A 19,878-nucleotide genomic window follows, 5' to 3' on the forward strand; every position below is an offset into this window, starting at 1 on the left:
TGCGCCGGTTGGCTAAAGCGAAGCTATGACTATAGCAAATAAGCACTGCCACATTTTATCTTAGCAAGGGTTAGCGTCCCCAGCGCCGCAGCAGACGGCTTTTCAGCCCGGTATCGAAGCGCCAGATATGGTCGAAGATACGCATGATGCCCGGTTTTCCATGATCGGACAGCGCAACGGCGTGAAACCGCTGCTGCCGCTGCCGCTGGTGGTGACGGATGCGTTTGACCAGCTCTTCCGGCAGGCGCTGAGCGATGAAGTCAGAAATAATTACCGCATCGGCATCGATCCATAAAGGGGTCGCCAGCCGGATAAGCACTTCGTCAAGACAGGCAGTGAGGTCCGTACCGCCGCGAAAGCGCTGGCTGAGAAAGCGGATTGCCTGGGCAATCCCATCTGCGGCGGTCAGCTCATAGCTCACTACTTCATGGGCAAAAAGCATGATATAGCAGCGGCGGCTATCGGCGAGGGCCACCTTGAGAAGCGCCAGACAGAACGCCTTGGCGCAGCGTTCGTTAAAGCCGCCCATGGAGCCGGAGGTATCTACGCAGACGATAAAAGGCCCTCTGGGCTGCTCATCGTGATGCTGGTGGCTGGCCGGTCGCTGGGTCACCTTATCATGCCAGGTTTCACCCTGTAGCCGGTAGGTCAGCAGGCGCTTTTCCACCAGCCGACGGTAAAATTCCATTTCAATTTCACTGATGCCAAGCGTCGCCAGCTCCGGCGGCAGCAGTCTGAGAATATCATCGCTCTGGTGCAGCCCGTTTACCTCCTCCGGTACGCTTTCTGGCTCTCTGACCCACTGGTGAAACGCCTCGGGAGGAGCATCCTGCGTCGGCACCGATTTGGCGTCACGGCTGCGGCCCAGCTGTTCTGCCAGCCTGAGCAGCATCGGCTGCCCGGCCAGGAAGTCGCCGTAGTCGACGATCAGCTGGTAGTCGCCGCGCTGGAGGGGGGCGCGGGTCAGATCCCACAGGCGACCTGCCGCCGCTTCGTCGCTATCTGACAGCACCCGGGCGAGCTGGCCGCTCATTGCCATGCGCTGCTGTAGCTCCGCCAGCAGCCGCTCACGCTCCTGCTCAAGAACCTGCTGGTTTAGCGTCAGGGTTTGCAACGTCAGGCTCAGTCGCCAGCGCTGAATAAACAGCTGGTGCTGAGGCGAGCTAAGGGCATAGCCCTCTCCGGCGTTATCCACCAGCGCCTGGGCTTTCTCACTAAAGGGGGAGTGATGTTCTGTCAGATAGCGCAGCAGATCGGGCAGTTGCCGACAGAAATCCGTATGGCTGAGGCCCTGAACGTGCTGAAAGCGGGTAAATTCTTCAGCCAGATCGTCCGGCACGGTACTGTTTTTAAGCTGTTCAAGGATTTCCGCTTTTCTGCGGGGTAAATCCTGTAGCAGCGCCTTTTTCAGTCCGGGAAAGGCTTCGAAAAACAACACCAGCTGCGGGCTGGCTACCAGCGCGACCAGCAGATCCTCAATCAGATCGTTTCCGTTGATGGAAAAGAACAGACTCAGGGTGTCGAGCGAGATCACCGGCGCGCCTGCTTCAGACCGTCGGCAACCTGCTGCAGGCTCTCTTCGATACGGGCCAGCCAGTCATCGCTGATAAACAGACAGCGGTGGTGCTGGCTGAAGCGCGTTCTCTGCATGCGCAGCTCAGTCTCCAGATCGTCCAGCGCCTGGATGATCTCTTCCGGCAGGCCGCTGGGTCGGTCTTTGCAGGGCAGCATTAAACGCGATACCTGCAGGCTGACGTCGCGCAGGGTCAGGCAGTCGTTAGCCTCAACGTGCAGATCCAGCGTCTGGGCAAACCCGATGCCGTTAAGCTTGCCGCGCACGTCGCCGCCCTTGAGCAGCCAGTTGTGCAGCGTTTCACGGGCGATAACAACGTGGGTGACCCGCATATCATGCAGCATCAGCGGTTTTTGCAGCATCAGCGTCAGGGTGTCTTCCGCCAGGCTGGCAGGCAGTTCGTAATGGGGCTTACGGCTAAACATGCCGCCGTGTTTTTCCAGCCGGATAGCCAGCTCATTACTCTTTTCCTGCTGCAGCGCCAGACGGCGTGACTCAATCTGCTGTAGCTTAATGAGCATGGACTGCTGCTGCCACGCATGCTGAACGATCAGATTGTCTATCTCGCGGTCAAGAAGTTTCATTGAGGCAACGTCGTGCCACAGGCAATCTTTCAGCAGAATAAGATCGACGGGGGCAATGCTCTGCCGCCCGCTGTAAAAAGCGCTGGCCTGCAACAGATGAAGCGCTTTTTTCCAGCGGCGATCGGAAATATAAGGCGCCTCGGGCTGCTTCTCCAGCTGCTGTCGCAGCTGAAAAATCAGTTCAAATATCTCATCGGGCAGTGAGATCTCGGTAATGCCCTTTTGCCACGCGATGTACTCTTCGTCGCTGATGCAGAGACTCTCTGCCACCGGATTACTGTTTTCGTCCTGCTGGTGGGTCAGCATGCTGCGGAAGTTCTGCTTTTCATGAACGTTGTCCAGCCACAGCCGGATAAGCATACGGTCGTAGAGCGCTTCCAGGCCGCTGTCGGCTTCGGGGAGTTCGTTGGAGGCGGTCACCAGCAGGCGCATCGGGATCTTTTCTTCGCTGTCGCCGTTGCGAAAGCGTCGTTCGTTAATGGCGGTCAGAAGCGTATTGAGGATCGCCGGGCCAGCTTTCCAAATCTCATCAAGAAAAACGATTTCGGCATCGGGCAGATAGCCCTTAGTTAAGCGCTGGTAGCGGCCTTCATCTTTCAGCGCCTGGATGGAAAGCGGGCCAAAAACCTCTTCCGGCGTCGAGAAGCGGGTCATCAGATACTCAAACGCGCGCGAGTGCTGAAACGCATATTTCAGGCGGCGCGCAATCAGGCTTTTGGCGATGCCGGGCGGCCCAAGCAGAAACACGCTCTCGCCGCACAGCGCCGCCAGCAGGCAGAGGCGAATGGCATGGTGGCGCTCATAAAGTCCTTTTTCTAACGCATTACTAAGGCGGCCAATCCTTTCGGCAAGGAGATGAGGCTGAGGCATCAAACATTTATCCTTTTCTACGGTCTTGCCAGCATGGTGACTGGCGAGCGCATACACTACTGGCTATGATGCTTGAAAGAGTTGATACGCGTCAGCTTTTTTCTTTTCAAAGGGTGACCCAGGCCATTGAAGTGACGTCCTGTTGCGTAATTAAGGTAGGCATTCATGATGAATCATGCATACTGTGCGCTTTTTGATGGCCAGAGAAACGGCGCAAGATTGAGCGACCCTCGGCCCCAACAAAAGATGACTCTATGAGTTCTGAAAAAAAGCAGTCCCTCAGTGCCGTCACCCTGGCGGCAATTGGCGTGGTGTATGGCGATATCGGCACCAGCCCCCTGTATACCCTGCGTGAATGCCTTTCCGGCCAGTTTGGCTTCGGGGTGGAGCGCGATGCGGTATTTGGCTTTCTCTCCCTGATTTTCTGGCTACTGGTGCTGGTGGTGTCGCTGAAATATATCAGCTACGTGATGCGGGCCGATAACGCGGGCGAAGGGGGAATTTTGACCCTGATGTCGCTGGCGGGCCGCAATACCGGGTCGAAAGCCACGGCGATACTGGTGATCATGGGGCTGATCGGCGGCAGCTTTTTCTACGGTGAGGTGGTCATTACCCCAGCGGTATCGGTGCTGTCTGCCATTGAAGGGCTGGAAATCGCTGCGCCAAATCTCGATACCTGGATTGTGCCGATGGCGATTGCCGTCCTGACCCTGCTTTTTGTCATTCAGAAACACGGTACCGGTATGGTCGGCAAACTCTTTGCCCCGGTGATGCTGGTGTGGTTTCTGGTACTGGCAGTGATTGGCGCGCTCAGTATTAAGGATAATCCGGACGTGCTCCACGCCCTGAACCCTTACTGGGCAGTGCACTTTTTTATGGAGTACAAAACGGTCTCCTTTTTTGCGCTGGGTGCCGTTGTGCTGGCCATAACCGGCGTGGAAGCGCTGTATGCGGATATGGGCCATTTCGGCAAGCTGCCGATTCGACTGGCCTGGTTCGTGGTGGTGCTGCCGTCGCTGGTGCTCAACTATTTTGGTCAGGGGGCGCTGCTGCTTAAGCATCCTGAAGCGATTAAGAACCCGTTTTTCCTGCTGGCACCCGACTGGGCGCTCTATCCGATGCTGGTGCTGGCAACGCTGGCGACCGTTATTGCCTCTCAGGCAGTGATTTCCGGCGTCTTCTCCCTGACCCGGCAGGCCGTGCGGCTGGGATATCTGCCGCCGATGCGCATTGTGCATACCTCAGAAGAGGAGTCCGGCCAGATCTATATCCCGGTGATTAACTGGATCCTCTATTTTGCGGTCGTGATTGTCATTCTCGGCTTCCAGCACTCAAGCAACCTGGCGGCGGCCTACGGCATTGCCGTAACGGGCACCATGGTGCTGACCGCCATACTCTGTTCCGTGGTGGCGATTAAGAACTGGCACTGGAACCGCTATCTGGTGCTGACGCTGCTGGTGGGTATGTTGTGCATCGACGTGTCGCTGTTTTCCGCAAACCTGATCAAAGTGTTCTCCGGCGGCTGGCTGCCGCTGTGCCTGGCGCTGGTGATGTTTATTGTGATGACAACGTGGAAAAGTGAGCGCTTCCGCCTGCTGCGGCGTATGCACGAGCACGGTAATTCGCTTGAGGCGATGATCACCTCGCTGGAAAAATCCCCGCCGGTACGCGTGCCGGGTACCGCCGTTTATATGTCACGCGCGCTGAACGTCATCCCCTTTGCTATGCTACATAATCTCAAACATAACAAGGTTTTGCATGAACGGGTGGTGCTGCTGACGATGCGAAATGTCGACGCGCCGTACGTGCATAACGTGAAGCGCGTAACGATCGAACAGCTTTCTCCCACCTTCTGGCGCGTGGTGGCCAGCTACGGCTGGCGTGAAACGCCCAACGTGGAAGAGATTTTCCACCGCTGTGGCCTTGAGGGGCTGAGCTGCAGAATGATGGAAACGTCGTTCTTTATGTCGCATGAGTCGCTGATTATTGGCAAGCGGCCCTGGTATCTGCGGCTGCGCGGCAAGCTGTTTCTGGCGCTACAGAGGAATGCGCTGCGCGCGCCCGACCAGTTTGAGATCCCGCCCAACCGGGTTATTGAGCTGGGGACCCAGGTCGAGATCTGATAACAGAGGGGGCGGGCATAAGGCCTGGCCCCGCTACCTGAGTCAGTTTACCAACCGATCTCTGCCGCAAAGCCGCCTTCCGGGCGGTTACCGAAACTCGCCTGCATACCGTGCTGGCGGGCAATATGGCTGACGATTGACAGGCCAAGCCCGCTCCCCGATTTCTCCTGCCCCGGCGGCCGGAAAAAACGTTCGCCAATGCGCGACAGTGCCGTACTGCTGACGCCCGGCCCATTATCCACCACCTTGATACCCCGGGCGGAAAGCGTCAGTTGTACGCTGCCGCCTGGCTCACTGTAGCGGATCGCGTTATCCAGCAGATTGCGTACCAGCAGGGCAAGCAGCAGCGGGTTGCCCGCCCGTATCACCGGTGAATCAGGCGCATCCAGCGTTATCTCCACCCCGGCATCCTGAGCCGAGGCGTAATGGTCGATCGCCGCCTGTTGCAGGAGCTGCTGCAGATTAATTGGCTCTGTTTGCAGCTTTTCATCGCTATCGAGCCGGGACAGGGTAAGCAGCTGATCAACCAGTCTTGTGGCGCGATCGATACCGGCATCAAGATTTTTCAGGGCATGATGCCGTACGGCGCGGTCGTCATGCGCCAGCTGCGCCACTTCGGTTTGCACCTTCAGTGCGGCGAGCGGGCTTCTCAGCTCATGGGCGGCATCGGAGGTAAAGCGGCGTTCGCGCTGAAGCATTTCGCCGATGCGGACGAAAAGCGCGTTCAGCTCATTCAGCAGCGGGCGCACCTCCTGAGGCACACGAGGCTCCACCAGCGGCGTCTCATCGGCGGGGGCGCGCAGTCGAAGCTGCCGGGTGATTCGTTTCAGCGGGGCCAGTTCGTGCATAACCAGCCACAGCAGCAGGAGAAGCATGACCGGCAACGCCACCAGCCAGGGGATCAGATTCGCCTGGACGATATCGCGGGTCATATCATCGCGGTATTCCCACTGCTGGCCGACCATCACCACAAACTGGTGGTCGGCTGTGGGAAGCCTGAGCAGTCGCCACAGATCGTCGTCGCCCTTTAATTTGCCGTTGCTAAATCCGTCGCGCGACGGCTGAAAGCGAAAATCTTTGCCGTTATCGCCGTCATTGATGACCATCCTGCCGTCGCGGGTGAATACCGCAAAGGCCAGCACATCATCATCCTGTTCTCCGCGATGGTGGCGCAGCAGCTTTTTGGTTTTCGGCAGCGTCAGCGGTTGCTGGGTCAGCTGTGCAGGATCCATCGCCGCCAGCCGCTTAGCAAACAGCATCTGCTGCGTATCAAACAGCGCGTTGATTTTATCCCGCGTCTGCCACCAGGATCCTACGCTGGCCACGCCCCAGCAGATTAGCGTGAGCAGAATAAACCCCAGCATCAGGCGCAGGCGCAGGCTGAGCTGGCTCATGCTGAGCCCCCCAGCGTATAGCCTACGCCGTGTACCGTTCGGATAAACTGGCTGCCGAGCTTTTTACGCAGGTGATGAATATGCACCTCAACGGCGTTGCTGGAAATCTCCTCATCCCAGCTGTACAGCTTCTCCTCCAGCTGCGCGCGCGTCAGAACCCTGGACGGGTTCATCATAAAAAGCGCCAGCAGCGCCAGCTCGCGGGACTTAAGCGTCAGGGGTTCGCCGTTACAGGTGACGCGATGAGAATGCGGCTCCATCGATACCGGTCCGTGGTTAAGGACAGGCTGTAACTGACCGTGACGGCGGCGGATCAGCGCCTGTAACCGTGCGGCGACCTCACTCAATGCAAAGGGTTTGCAGAGGTAGTCGTCGGCACCCTGCTGAAGCCCGGTGACCCGCTGTTCCAGCGCATCCCTGGCCGTCAGGATCAGTACGGGAATATCCTGGCCCTGCTGACGCCACTGGCGCAGGATCGCCAGCCCGTCCATGCCCGGCAGGCTAAGGTCCAGCACTACCGCATCATAGGGCGCGCCCATCAGCGCAGACTGCCCCTGGCTGCCATCGGTAAACCAGTCCACGCTGAAGCCCAGCTTCTGGAGACCGGCTTTGATGCCGTCACCAATCAGGCGATCGTCTTCAATCACTAAAATACGCATGGCGAATTCCTTATATCGTTAAGGATTTATACGTAACAGCGTGACGGTTTGTACAGGTCGTTCGGCGCTTTTCGTGGATATTGCCCCACTTAATGAAAAAAATTTACCGCCGGTGCCGCCTTAAGATCCCGTTAAGAACGTTGTGGTGTAATCCTTTCTGAAGAGCACAGTCTGCGCGGTATAAACTACCGCGCCTCAAGGGAATACAGGAGAATACGATGAAAAAGAGCGCTGCGTTATTTGCTATTGCTGCCCTGGTGTCCACGCCGGTACTCGCCGCCCAGAGCGGCGGCTTTGTTGAGCCAAACGCCCCGACGGCTGCCGTACAGCAGGGCGGATTCAACGGCCCTGACGGCACCCTGGCGACGGTGAAACAGGCGCTGGAGATGAAGGATGATGCCTGGGTGACCCTGCGCGGGCAGATTGAAAAACGCGTGGGTGATAACGAGTATCTGTTCCGCGATGCCACCGGCACGATGACGGTCGAGATTGGTCACAAACGCTGGCAGGGGCAGACCGTAACGCCCGCCGACAACGTAGAGCTGCGGGGTAAAGTCGATAAAGATCACGGCACCCTGGAGCTGGACGTGAAGCACATCAGGAAGGTGCAGGGCTGATCCAGGGCGCAGGTGAGAAACGTGCGGGCATTACTCCGCCGTGAGCATCGCAACCAGATGAAGGACCGCCGGTGAACGGTCAAAACGCCGCCACGCCAGCGCGATATCGGTATTGAGCGTGGCGTCATCGATTTGATGAAACGTTACCCCCGGATAGCTGATACAGCACAGCGAAGCGGGCACGATGGTAAAGCCAAACCCGGCGGCGACCATGCCAATGGCCGGTAATATCTGCGGTGACTGCTGGCCTGGTTTCGGCTGGAAACCGGCGCGCAGGCAGGCCGCAATCACCATCTCGTACAGGCTGGGCGACACCTCGCGCGGAAAGACAATCAGCGGTTCATCCGCCAGCTGGGCCAGCGACAGGCACGGCTCGCCGCCAAGGGCGTGTCCTTCGGGCAGCACCACCCGCATCTGCTCAGTGGCGATCACCTTCAGGTTAAATGCCTTACTGCTTTCACAGGGCAGACGCACGATCGCCGCATCCAACAACCCTTCCTGTAAATCGTGCATCAGCGCGGACATGTTCTGTTCACGTGACAGCAGCGTCATATCCGGATAGCGATCCTGAAACCGGCGGATCAGGGTAAAAACGGCGGAATGAAAGGCGACGGAACTGGCAAACCCCAGTGAGAGCTCTCCGCTAATGCCGCGTGCAATCCCCCTGGCCTTTTCCAGCGCCAGCCCGGTTAGCTCCAGGATCTGGCAGGCGTCCTGATAAAAGGCCTCTCCCGTTTCTGTCAGCTCGACCCCACGCGTCAGCCTTTTCAGCAGCGGTGTGCCTATCTCACGCTCCAGCCTGAGGATCTGCTGGCTGAGCGGCGGCTGAGAAATTCCCAGCATTTCGGCGGCGCGCGTGAAGTGGCGCGTTTGTGCAACCGCCACAAAATAACGCAGATGGCGAAGTTCCATATTAAATTCGTCTCAAAGTAGTGGCTTTTCTATATTGGTATCCCCGACTGAATCGAGTCAATATTCAGTTAACAAATCTTAACTGTTTAGATCCAGAGGGGCATGATGAAACATTCTGTAACCGACTGTATGTGCGAACAACAGCTGGCGTCTACCGTCAGTGCGTTACGGCAACATAAACCAGAAAGCGTTATCTATCAGACCTCTTTGATGAGTGCGCTGCTGAGTGGCGTTTACGATGGCACCACCACCGTTGCCGACTTGCTGCGTAAAGGCGATTTTGGCCTCGGCACCTTTAATCAGCTCGACGGTGAGCTGATCGCCTTCGATAAAGAAGTTTACCAGCTGCGATCCGACGGCAGTGCAACCTCGGCCGATCCGCAGCAGAAAACGCCCTTTGCCGTGATGACTTTTTTCAACCCGCAGTATCGTCACGTGCTGAACGGCCCGGCCAGTCGTGAGGCTGTTCATCAGATCATCAATGAGCAGGTTACCTCCGATAACCAGTTCTGCGCGCTGCGCATTGACGGCCTTTTCTCCTCGGCGCAGACGCGCACGGTTCCCTGCCAGCATCGCCCTTACCGTTCCATGCCGGAAGTGCTGGGCCAGCAGCCCACGTTTCACTTCACCGATCGTCGCGGCGTGGTGATTGGTTTCCGCACCCCGCAATACATGCAGGGCATCAACGTGGCGGGCTATCACGAACACTTTATTACCGACAATCGTCAGGGCGGTGGACACCTGCTGGACTATCAGCTGGAAGAGGGCGTACTGACCTTCGGTGAAATCAGCAAGCTGGTTATCGATCTGCCCAACGACAGCGATTTTCTCAAGGCCGACCTGAATCCTGAAAATCTGGATTCCGCTATTCGCTCTGTTGAGAGCTAAACCCTTTTTAGGAGCTATGATGAAAAATCCAACCGAGACTCCGGTATGGCAGCACGGTGCCGATCTGGTCGTGGCGCAGCTTGAAGCGCAGGGCGTAAAGCAGGTTTTCGGCATTCCGGGCGCAAAAATCGATAAGGTTTTTGACTCGCTGGTGGACTCAACCATCCAAACAATTCCGGTTCGTCACGAAGCCAATGCGGCCTTTATGGCCGCTGCGGTGGGCCGACTCACCGGCAACGCGGGCGTGGCGCTGGTCACCTCAGGGCCGGGCTGTTCAAATCTGATCACCGGCATGGCGACCGCCACCAGCGAGGGCGATCCGGTCGTGGCGCTGGGCGGCGCAGTCAAGCGCGCTGACAGCGCTAAACAGGTCCATCAGAGCATGGATACCGTGTCGATGTTCCGTCCGATCACCAAATTCGCTGCGGAAGTGACCGATTCAAATGCTCTGGCTGAAGTACTTTCCAACGCCTTTCGCTATGCGGAACACGGCCGCGGCGGTGGCTCATTTGTCAGCCTGCCGCAGGATATCGTCGATCAGCCCGCCAAAGGCTACCCGCTGCTCTGTAAAGGCCATGTGGTTCTGGGCTCGGCACCGGACTCCGCCATTGATGAAGTGGCGAAGCACATCGCCAGCGCGAAAAACCCCGTGCTGCTGCTGGGCCTGATGGCCAGCCAGACCGCCAACAGCGATGCGCTGCACCGCCTGCTTGCCAGCAGCCATATCCCGGTGACCAGTACCTATCAGGCCGCCGGCGCCGTCAGGCAGGAGCATTTCTCCCGCTTCGCCGGCCGTGTTGGCCTGTTTAATAACCAGGCGGGCGATCGCCTGCTGCGCCAGGCCGATCTGATTATCACCATCGGCTACAGCCCGGTCGAGTATGAACCTGCGATGTGGAACAGCGGCAACGCCACGCTGGTGCATATTGATGTTCTGCCCGCCGATACGGACAACTGCTATCTGCCGGATGTCGAGCTGGTCGGGGATATTGCCTCCACCCTCGATAAACTGGCGGATAAAATTACCGCGCCGCTGCAGCTCAGCGAGCAGGCCGCTTCCGTGCTCCAGGATCGTCAACAGCAGCGCCAGCTTCTGTCGCTCCAGGGTCAGAGCCTTAACCAGTTTGCTCTGCACCCGCTACGTATCGTGCGGGCCATGCAGGACATCATTAACAGCGATGTGACCCTCACCGTGGATATGGGCAGCTTCCATATCTGGATCGCCCGCTACCTTTACAGCTTCCGCGCCCGTCAGATCATGATCTCTAACGGCCAGCAAACGATGGGCGTGGCGCTGCCGTGGGCAATTGGCGCATGGCTGGTGGACCCCAGCCGGAAGGTGGTTTCCGTCTCCGGCGACGGCGGCTTCTTACAGTCCAGTATGGAGCTGGAAACGGCGGTCAGGCTCGGTGCCAATATTCTGCACATTATCTGGGTGGATGAGGCCTACAACATGGTGGCGATGCAGGAAGAGAAGAAATATCACCGCGTGTCAGGGGTGAAATTCGGTCCGGTCGATTTCAAAGTCTATGCCGAGGCGTTTGGCGCCGCCGGCTTCTCGGTAAACAGTGCCGCCGAGCTGGAACCGACGCTGCGAAAAGCGATGGATGTGCAGGGGCCCGCTGTGGTCGCCGTGCCAGTAGACTATGCTGATAATCCGATGCTGATGGGTCAACTGCATCTGAGCCAGATTCTGTAACACATGTTTAAGGAGAAGGTATGAAAACCAAAGTAGCATTGGTGACCGGCGGCGGTCAGGGTATTGGTAAAGCCATTGCCCTGCGCCTGGCAAAAGACGGCTTCGCCGTTGCGGTAGCGGATTATAACAGCCAGACGGCAGGTCAGGTTGCGGATGAAATAGTCAGTGCCGGCGGCAAAGCTTTAGCCGTGACGGTCGACGTATCAAATCGCGATCGGGTCTTTGCTGCCGTTGAGCAGGCGCGTAAAGAACTGGGCGGTTTTGACGTCATCGTCAATAACGCCGGTGTCGCACCGACCACGCCAATCGAAGAGATCACCGAAGAGACGGTCGATAAAGTTTATAACATCAACGTTAAAGGCGTGATCTGGGGCATGCAGGCGGCCATCAAAGCCTTTAAGGCTGAAGGCCACGGCGGCAAGATTATCAATGCCTGTTCCCAGGCGGGCCACGTCGGTAACCCTGAGCTGGCAGTTTACAGCTCAAGTAAATTCGCCGTGCGCGGCCTGACGCAGACCGCCGCGCGCGATCTGGCACCCTTAGGAATTACGGTGAACGCCTACTGTCCGGGCATTGTTAAGACGCCAATGTGGGAGGAGATCGATCGTCAGGTTTCCGCCGCCGCAGGGCAGCCAGCGGGCTACGGCACGGCAGAGTTCGCCAAACGCATCACCCTGGGTCGCCTCTCCGAGCCGGAAGACGTGTCTGCCTGCGTGGCCTTCCTTGCCGGCCCTGATTCCGACTACATGACCGGTCAGTCACTGCTGATCGACGGCGGGATGGTCTTTAATTAATCCTGTATTGCAGACCGGCTCCGGTCGGTCTGCTGTTCTTTTTCCCTCCCATTCTCCCCTCTTAAGTCAAACCTTCATTGCCGTAAGCGAAACGTTTCGATAGCGATCACATATTCCACGCATGGTGGTTGTTTTCCCGTCTGGCTTTCATACACTCCCTGCAGGCGAAACGTTTCGCTCTGGAGTGAATGATGAAAAAAGGCACCTTACTGAATTCTGAAATATCGGCGCTGGTGTCCCGGCTCGGGCATACCGACAGCCTGGTGATTGGCGACGCGGGACTGCCCATTCCGGCTGGCCCTCAGCGTGTTGATCTGGCGCTGACGCAGGGGATCCCCAGCTTTTTACAGGTGGTGAAAGCCGTGACCGACGAGATGCAGGTAGAAAGTGTCATCATCGCCGAGGAAATTAAGTCCCACAATCCTCAGCTTCTTAGTGAACTCTCCGCTCTGCTCGACTTACTGCAACAACACCAGGGAAACACCATCGCGATTTCGTACGTGAGTCACCAACAGTTCAAACAGCAAACGCAGCGCAGCCAGGCGGTTATTCGCAGCGGGGAGTGTTCTCCCTATGCGAATATCATCCTGTGCGCTGGCGTGACCTTCTGAGGCCGTCATGCAACCTTTATTGCAGCTGCAAGGCATTGATAAATCCTTTCCCGGCGTCAAGGCGCTTTCCGGCGCCGCGCTGGCGGTCTATCCCGGACGCGTTATGGCGCTGGTGGGGGAGAACGGCGCCGGTAAGTCCACCATGATGAAGGTGATGACCGGTATTTACCCCCGGGATGCGGGCTCGGTGAAATGGCTCGGTAACGAGACAACGTTTAACGGGCCAAAGGCATCACAGGACGCTGGCATCGGCATTATTCATCAGGAGCTTAACCTGATCCCGCAGCTCAGCATTGCTGAAAATATCTTTCTGGGGCGGGAGTTTGTTAACGGCTTTGGCCGCATCCTGTGGAAAAAAATGTATGCCGAGGCGGATGTCCTGCTTCAACGCCTGAACCTGCGCTTTAGCAGCCACTGGCTGGTGGGCGACCTGTCGATTGGCGACCAGCAGATGGTCGAAATTGCCAGGGTACTGAGCTATCAGTCCAAAGTGATTGTAATGGACGAGCCGACGGATGCGCTGACCGATACCGAAACCGCCTCGTTGTTTCGCGTCATCCGCGAGCTAAAGGCGCAGGGCTGCGGCATTGTCTACATCTCCCACCGGATGAAAGAGATCTTTGAAATTTGCGATGACGTAACCATCTTCCGCGACGGCCAGTTTATCGCCGAGCGCGCGGTGGAGAGCCTGGACGAGAATTCACTGATTGAAATGATGGTGGGTCGCAAGCTGGAAGAGCAGTATCCACGGCTGGATAAAGCCCCCGGCGAGGTGCGCCTTAAGGTTGAGCATCTCAGCGGACCGGGCGTGGAGGACGTCAGCTTTACGCTGCGTAAAGGCGAGATCCTGGGCGTGGCGGGGCTGATGGGCGCGGGACGTACCGAACTGATGAAGGTGCTTTACGGCGCACTGGCCAGAACTCACGGCAGCGTAACGCTGGATGGGCGCAATATTACCACCCGCACGCCGGAAGATGGCCTGCGAAACGGCATCGTCTATATCTCCGAGGACCGCAAGCGTGACGGGCTGGTGCTGGGCATGTCGGTGAAGGAGAACATGTCGCTGACCGCGCTGGACTACTTCAGCCACAGTGGCGGCAGGCTGAAGCACGCAGAGGAGCAGCTGGCGGTCAGCGACTTTATCACCCTGTTCAAGGTGAAAACGCCGTCGATGAACCAGCCGATTGGCCTGCTTTCCGGCGGCAATCAGCAGAAGGTGGCCATCGCCCGTGGGCTGATGACCCGCCCTAAAGTCCTGATTTTGGATGAACCCACCCGCGGCGTGGACGTCGGCGCCAAAAAAGAGATTTATCAGTTAATTAATCAGTTTAAGGACGAGGGGCTGAGCATCATTCTGGTTTCCTCTGAAATGCCGGAGGTGCTGGGCATGAGCGACCGCGTGCTGGTGATGCACGAAGGGCGCCTGAGCGGTGATTTTCCAATTGAACAGGCCACGCAGGAAGTCCTGATGGCGGCAGCAGTAGGTAAGCTACAGAGTGTGGAGCACGCATGACCATGAATACCCGAACGATCCCTGCTAACCGGCTGTTCAGCAAGACCTGGCTGCTGGAGCAAAAATCCCTGATCGCGCTGATTGTGCTGATTGCTATCGTCTCCAGCCTGAGCCCGAACTTTTTCACCCTGAACAATATGTTCAACATCCTGCAGCAGACCTCCGTTAACGCCATTATGGCGGTCGGCATGACGCTGGTTATCCTGACGTCCGGTATCGATCTTTCGGTGGGTTCACTGCTGGCGCTGACTGGCGCGGTAGGTGCATCGCTGGTGGGAATGGAAGTTAACGCACTGGTGGCCGTGGCCGCCTCTCTGGCGCTGGGCGCAGCTATTGGCGCGCTCACCGGTACTATCGTGGCGAAGGGACGCGTGCAGGCCTTTATCGCCACGCTGGTGATGATGCTGCTGCTGCGGGGCGTCACCCTGGTGTACACCAATGGCAGCCCGGTTAATACCGGCTTCAATGACAATGCCGATCTGTTTGGCTGGTTTGGTATTGGTCGCCCGCTGGGCATTCCCACGCCGGTGTGGCTGATGGCGGTGGTGTTCGCACTGGCCTGGTACATGCTGCATCACACCCGCCTGGGCCGTTATATTTATGCGCTGGGCGGCAATGAGGCGGCAACGCGCCTGTCTGGCATCAGCGTGAGCCGGGTGAAGATTGTCGTGTATGCGCTGAGTGGCATGCTGGCCGCGCTGGCGAGCACCATCGAAGTTGCGAGGCTCTCATCGGCACAGCCGACCGCGGGAACGGGCTACGAGCTTGATGCTATCGCCGCCGTTGTGCTGGGCGGCACCAGTCTGGCGGGCGGCAAGGGCCGAATTATGGGTACCTTAATTGGGGCACTGATCCTCGGCTTCCTGAATAACGGGCTTAACCTGCTCGGCGTTTCCTCCTACTACCAAATGATCGTCAAAGCGGTGGTGATTTTGCTGGCGGTGCTGGTAGATAACAAAAGCAGTAAATAACTCATCCCTACAGGAAATTATGATGAAAATGACCAAACTGACTGCACTTGCCGTACTACTCGGCGCCACGCTCAGCGCCAGCGCAATGGCGAAAGACACCATCGCGCTGGTGGTATCCACGCTGAATAATCCCTTTTTTGTCTCATTAAAAGACGGTGCGCAAAAAGAAGCTGACAAGCTGGGTTACAACCTGGTCGTGCTGGATTCACAGAATAACCCGGCAAAAGAGCTGGCTAACGTTCAGGACTTAACCGTGCGCGGAACTAAGCTACTGCTGATTAACCCGACTGATTCAGACGCAGTGGGCAATGCGGTCAAAATGGCTAATCAGGCCAGTATTCCGGTGATCACCCTTGACCGTATGGCGGCGCAGGGCAAAGTGGTCAGCCACGTGGCATCGGATAACCGCTTCGGCGGCAAGATGGCGGGTGACTACATTGCGAAAAAGGTGGGTGAGAACGCAAAAATTATCGAACTGTCCGGTATTGCGGGCACCTCCGCCGCGCGTGAGCGGGGTGAAGGTTTTAAATCTGCTGCCGATGCGCATAAGTTCATTATCCTCGGCAGCCAGCCTGCCGACTTTGACCGCACCAAAGGTCTGAACGTGATGCAGAATCTGCTGACCGCGCATCCTGACGTGCAGGCGGTCTTTGCGCAAAATGATGAAATGGCGCTTGGCGCAATGCGCGCATTGCAAACTGCCGGTAAATCTGATGTGGTGGTCGTCGGCTTTGACGGCACCGCAGACGGGGTAAAAGCCGTTCAGGGTGGTAAGCTGGCCGCTACCGTGGCTCAGCAGCCGGAGCAAATCGGCGTTATCGGCGTGCAAACGGCTGATAAAGTGCTGAAGGGCCAGAAAGTTCAGGCTATCAATCCGGTTGACCTGAAGCTGGTCACGCAATAAATCAAAGAAAAGCATGGCACGCGCCACCCTTTCCGGGTGGCGCCTTTTTCTGGACGACGCCTTTATGAAAAAATCCGGCAAGCTGACCGTCCTTGGCAGCATTAATGCAGACCATATTCTTAACCTGATGCAGTTCCCCCGGCCCGGCGAAACGGTAACCGGCAGTAAGTATCAGGTCGCTTTTGGCGGGAAAGGGGCAAACCAGGCCGTTGCGGCGGGGCGCAGCGGGGCGGATATCGCCTTTGTCGCCTGCGTGGGCGACGATGATATTGGCCGCCGCATTCGCCAGCAGCTGGCAACCGATCGGATCGATATCACCTCTGTCGACGTGGTGGCAGACCAGTCCACGGGCGTGGCGCTTATTTTTGTTAACGGCGCGGGTGAAAACTGTATTGCGATCCATGCTGGCGCCAATGCGTCGCTGACGCCGGACAGGGTCCGCCAGCACCAGCAAAGCATAGCGGAGTCGGACGCGCTGTTGATGCAGCTTGAGTCTCCACTGGAGAGCGTACTGACCGCCGCGAAAATTGCCCGCCAGCATCAGACGCGCGTTATTCTTAATCCCGCGCCCGCCGTCGCGCTCTCCGATGAGCTGCTGGGGCTGGTGGATATGATTACTCCCAATGAAACGGAAGCGGAAATACTGACCGGCGTGCATGTTGATTCCGACGAAGCGGCGGCCCGCGCGGCTGGCGTGCTGCATGAAAAGGGTATCGACAGCGTTCTTATTACGCTCGGCAGCCGCGGCGTGTGGCTGAGTGAGCAGGGTAAAGGCCAGCGTATTGCCGGTTTCCGGGTAGAGGCGGTTGATACGATAGCGGCAGGCGATACCTTCAACGGCGCGCTTATCGCCGCCCTGCTTGAAGGGCAAGCGATGGATCGCGCCGTACATTTTGCCCATGCGGCTGCGGCTATTTCAGTGACCCGCCATGGCGCGCAGCCATCCGTACCCTGGCGCAGTGAAATCGATCGCTTTTTGCAGCAGCAGGGGTAGCGCGTGGCCACTATGAAAGATGTCGCGCGCCTCGCGGGCGTCTCGACTTCTACCGTTTCCCACGTTATTAACAACAACCGCTTCGTCAGCGAGGCGGTGCGGGAAAAAATCACCTCGGCGATTGCCGAACTGAACTATGCCCCTTCTGCCCTGGCGCGCAGTCTTAAGCTTAATCAGACGCGCACCATCGGTATGCTGCTGACTGCCAGTAGCAACCCTTTCTACTCTGAGGTGGTCCGCGGCGTCGAGCGCAGCTGCTATGAACGCGGCTACAGCCTGATCCTGTGCAATACCGAAGGAGATGAAAACCGCATGAACCGCAGTCTTGAAACGCTGCTGCAGAAGCGGGTGGATGGGCTGCTAATCATGTGCACAGAAAGCCATCTCCCCTCCGCCGATATCCTTAACCGGTATCCCTCTATTCCTTCGGTGATGATGGACTGGGCCCCTTTTGAGGGCAGCAGCGACATTATTCAGGATAACTCGCTGCTGGGCGGGGAGATGGCGACCCGATTTTTGATCTCCCGGGGTTACCGGCGCATTGCCTGCATTGCCGGTCCGCAGGATAAAACGCCTGCCCGTCTGCGGCTGGAAGGTTTTCAGCTGGCGATGAAGAGCGCGGGTTTACCGGTGCCGCCGTCCTGTGTGGTCAGCGGTGATTTCGAATTTAAGGGTGGATTCAACGCCATGAATCAGCTGTTATCGCTCTCTCCGCTGCCTGAAGCGGTATTTACCTGCAACGATGCGATGGCGGTAGGCGGCTATCATGCGCTCTTCCAGGCCGGCCTGTCGGTGCCACAGGATATTGCGGTGATTGGCTATGACGACATAGAGCTGGCGCGCTATATGACGCCGCCTCTGACCACCATTCATCAGCCTAAAGATGAACTGGGTGAGCTGGCGATTGACACGCTTCTCCACCGCCTCGGCGAGCCGGGCGACAGTCAGCAGTTACTTATCCTGACGCCCGAACTGGTAGAGCGCGGCTCGGTGGGTGAAATTTAAGTGCGTTTTTTGCGCTTCTCGCGGTCAGCAATCAGATGGCGGCCATCTCCCGGTTTAAGCAGCCTGAATACCAGTCCTGAAAATACGGTTACCACGCCCATGGTCAGAAAGGTGGCATGGAAGTGCTGCACCGTGGTGCCGTCAAAGTTCTCATAAAACCGCAGCACTGCCGCGCTTACCGCGACGCCAAAGCTGATAGCCAGCTGCTGAGTGACGGCCAGCATGCTGTTACCGCTGCTGGCGTTACCTTCATTTAAGTCCGCCAGCGTAATGGTGTTCATCGCCGTAAACTGGGTGGACATAGCCATGCCCAGAATAAATAGCGGAAGCAGAAGGACGACCAGGCCCATTGCTGGCGTCTGTAGCGCAAAGGTGGCAATCAGCACACCGATAATCACGCTTATCCACATCAGCGTGGTGCGGTAGCCAAACCAGCGAAGCACCTGGGTGACCGTTGATTTCGCCAGGAGCGATCCTAATGCCGTGGGGGCCATCATGCAGCCTGCGAGAATGGCGGAATAGCCAAATCCCACCTGTAGCATCAGCGGCATCAGGAAAGGAATGCAGCCGGTGCCAAGCCGGGAAGCGATATTCCCGAGGATCCCTACCGAGAAGGTGCGGGTTTTAAACATTGGTAGGGGAATGAGGGGCGTCGCATGGCGCCGCGCATGAGCAATATAAAGAAGCAGCAGCAGTACTCCTCCCGACGTAACAGCCAGAGCAATGCTGCTGGCCACGATCTTCTCGCCAAACAGCTCAATCCCGCTCGACAGCAGCACCAGGCCTACGCCAAACAGAATAAAACCCAGCAGATCGAAGCGGCGTTTGGGCGTAGTAAAATCCGGCATATATTTACGGGCGTAAATAATGCCCAGAATGCCCATCGGAATATTTATCAGGAAAATCCAGTGCCAGCTGGCCCAGGTTACCAGCACGCCGCCCAGTAGCGGTCCCAGAACCGGGCCAATCAGCCCGGGCATAGTGACGAAATTCAGCACCGGCAGCAGTTCGCTACGCGGATAGGCCCTGAGCAATGCCAGCCTGGCGACGGGCATCATCATCGCGCCACCAATCCCCTGAAGCACCCGGAAGGTAACCAGCATAGCAAGCGAGTCTGAGAGCGCGCAGGCCAGCGAACCAAGCGTAAATAAAGAAACCGCCACCACAAACACTTTGCGCGTACCGAAGCGATCGGCCAGCCAGCCGCTGACGGGGATCAGCATGGCAACGGTTAAGGTATAGCTAATGATGGCAGACTGCATTGCCAGGGGGGAGCGATTCAGGCTCTGCGCGATGGCGGGGAGAGCGGTGTTCAGTATCGTGGCATCCAGCGCCTGCATAAAAAAGGCCATGGCGGCGATCCACGGAAGTCCGGCCATACTGCGCGCGGATTTTGTCATTTGGCATCCTTTCTATTATTCATAGTGGCTTAAAGACCCTGGTAGCTTAAGAGTAGCACCCCCATTTAAGGATTTCACAAAGGGTAGAAGAGGCATTTGGGATGAATATGGTGCAATAACAACCCGATAGTGTGTGATTAATCGCCGATCGGTTAAAAAAAGGACGGTCAGATCTTTTTTTTAAAGAAAGGCTTGTCAGCCGTCAGGAACTCCCTATAATGCGCCCCCACTGACACGGAACAACGGCTTAACGGTCACCGGGTCAGGAAGAGAAAAGTGAGAAATTCCTTGACTCTTCAGCGGGAAAGCGTAATATCTGCACCCCGCGCCACACGAGATTATGTGGCACCGCTCTTTAACAATTTAT

17 protein-coding genes are annotated in these 19,878 nt (G+C 57.4%); 11 read left to right on the top strand and 6 right to left on the bottom strand.

The window, feature by feature from the left end:
• Window positions 1-70 precede the first annotated feature (70 nt).
• On the bottom strand, window positions 71-1,534 hold the full coding sequence (viaA, locus tag ACLRGG_RS15205; RefSeq protein WP_416250558.1) for an ATPase RavA stimulator ViaA: 1,464 nt from the start codon (window positions 1,532-1,534) through the stop codon (window positions 71-73).
• Entirely contained in the window at window positions 1,531-3,027 is a 1,497-nt protein-coding gene (gene ravA, locus ACLRGG_RS15210; protein ID WP_416250559.1) for an ATPase RavA, read from the bottom strand. The genes viaA and ravA overlap by 4 nt, the downstream gene beginning before the upstream one ends.
• A gap of 254 nt (window positions 3,028-3,281) precedes the next feature.
• On the opposite strand from ravA, the gene kup reads away from it, so the two are divergent.
• Entirely contained in the window at window positions 3,282-5,150 is a 1,869-nt protein-coding gene (kup, locus tag ACLRGG_RS15215; RefSeq protein WP_416250560.1) for a low affinity potassium transporter Kup, read from the top strand.
• Window positions 5,151-5,197: 47 nt separating this feature from the next.
• On the opposite strand, the gene qseC is transcribed toward kup, so the two are convergent.
• On the bottom strand, window positions 5,198-6,544 hold the full coding sequence (gene qseC / locus ACLRGG_RS15220) for a quorum sensing histidine kinase QseC (RefSeq protein WP_416250561.1): 1,347 nt from the start codon (window positions 6,542-6,544) through the stop codon (window positions 5,198-5,200).
• Complete coding sequence (gene qseB / locus ACLRGG_RS15225; protein WP_416250562.1) at window positions 6,541-7,203, bottom strand: quorum sensing response regulator transcription factor QseB; 663 nt, start codon at window positions 7,201-7,203, stop codon at window positions 6,541-6,543. The genes qseC and qseB overlap by 4 nt, the downstream gene beginning before the upstream one ends.
• 218 nt (window positions 7,204-7,421) lie before the next feature.
• Between qseB and ACLRGG_RS15230 the strand changes: the two genes are divergently transcribed.
• Complete coding sequence (locus ACLRGG_RS15230) at window positions 7,422-7,820, top strand: YgiW/YdeI family stress tolerance OB fold protein (protein ID WP_416250563.1); 399 nt, start codon at window positions 7,422-7,424, stop codon at window positions 7,818-7,820.
• Between the two features lie 30 nt (window positions 7,821-7,850).
• On the opposite strand, the gene ACLRGG_RS15235 is transcribed toward ACLRGG_RS15230, so the two are convergent.
• Window positions 7,851-8,732: a LysR family transcriptional regulator gene (locus tag ACLRGG_RS15235; RefSeq protein WP_067700667.1), complete on the bottom strand. Its 882-nt coding sequence runs from the start codon at window positions 8,730-8,732 to the stop codon at window positions 7,851-7,853.
• A 105-nt stretch (window positions 8,733-8,837) separates the two neighbouring features.
• Between ACLRGG_RS15235 and budA the strand changes: the two genes are divergently transcribed.
• The 9 genes from budA to rbsR all read left to right on the top strand — a co-directional run bounded on the left by budA (window position 8,838) and on the right by rbsR (window position 18,111).
• Window positions 8,838-9,620: an acetolactate decarboxylase gene (budA, locus tag ACLRGG_RS15240; protein WP_067700669.1), complete on the top strand. Its 783-nt coding sequence runs from the start codon at window positions 8,838-8,840 to the stop codon at window positions 9,618-9,620.
• Between the two features lie 19 nt (window positions 9,621-9,639).
• Window positions 9,640-11,319 carry an acetolactate synthase AlsS gene (gene alsS, locus ACLRGG_RS15245; protein WP_416250564.1) on the top strand — a complete coding sequence of 560 codons (1,680 nt, stop codon included), beginning with the start codon at window positions 9,640-9,642 and terminating at the stop codon, window positions 11,317-11,319.
• Window positions 11,320-11,339: 20 nt separating this feature from the next.
• On the top strand, window positions 11,340-12,113 hold the full coding sequence (locus tag ACLRGG_RS15250) for a (S)-acetoin forming diacetyl reductase (RefSeq protein WP_067700675.1): 774 nt from the start codon (window positions 11,340-11,342) through the stop codon (window positions 12,111-12,113).
• 191 nt (window positions 12,114-12,304) lie between these two features.
• Window positions 12,305-12,724: a D-ribose pyranase gene (rbsD, locus tag ACLRGG_RS15255; RefSeq protein WP_067700677.1), complete on the top strand. Its 420-nt coding sequence runs from the start codon at window positions 12,305-12,307 to the stop codon at window positions 12,722-12,724.
• Between the two features lie 7 nt (window positions 12,725-12,731).
• Window positions 12,732-14,237 (top strand): ribose ABC transporter ATP-binding protein RbsA, encoded by a 1,506-nt coding sequence (rbsA, locus tag ACLRGG_RS15260; RefSeq protein WP_416250565.1) that lies wholly within the window; start codon window positions 12,732-12,734, stop codon window positions 14,235-14,237.
• A gap of 2 nt (window positions 14,238-14,239) precedes the next feature.
• Window positions 14,240-15,208: a ribose ABC transporter permease gene (gene rbsC / locus ACLRGG_RS15265; RefSeq protein WP_416250570.1), complete on the top strand. Its 969-nt coding sequence runs from the start codon at window positions 14,240-14,242 to the stop codon at window positions 15,206-15,208.
• A gap of 22 nt (window positions 15,209-15,230) precedes the next feature.
• Entirely contained in the window at window positions 15,231-16,112 is an 882-nt protein-coding gene (gene rbsB / locus ACLRGG_RS15270; RefSeq protein ID WP_416250566.1) for a ribose ABC transporter substrate-binding protein RbsB, read from the top strand.
• Between the two features lie 64 nt (window positions 16,113-16,176).
• Window positions 16,177-17,106, top strand: a complete 930-nt coding sequence (gene rbsK / locus ACLRGG_RS15275; RefSeq protein ID WP_416250571.1) for a ribokinase — start codon at window positions 16,177-16,179, stop codon at window positions 17,104-17,106.
• A 3-nt stretch (window positions 17,107-17,109) separates the two neighbouring features.
• Window positions 17,110-18,111 carry a ribose operon transcriptional repressor RbsR gene (gene rbsR / locus ACLRGG_RS15280; RefSeq protein WP_416250567.1) on the top strand — a complete coding sequence of 334 codons (1,002 nt, stop codon included), beginning with the start codon at window positions 17,110-17,112 and terminating at the stop codon, window positions 18,109-18,111.
• Here the strand turns inward: rbsR and mdtD are convergent.
• Window positions 18,108-19,511: a multidrug transporter subunit MdtD gene (mdtD, locus tag ACLRGG_RS15285; protein WP_416250568.1), complete on the bottom strand. Its 1,404-nt coding sequence runs from the start codon at window positions 19,509-19,511 to the stop codon at window positions 18,108-18,110. The two genes, rbsR and mdtD, sit on opposite strands and share 4 nt — an antisense overlap.
• Window positions 19,512-19,878 lie beyond the last annotated feature (367 nt).

Origin of the sequence: Erwinia sp. PPS120, assembly GCF_047918655.1 — a bacterium.
Classification (GTDB): Bacteria; Pseudomonadota; Gammaproteobacteria; order Enterobacterales; family Enterobacteriaceae; genus Erwinia; species Erwinia tasmaniensis_A.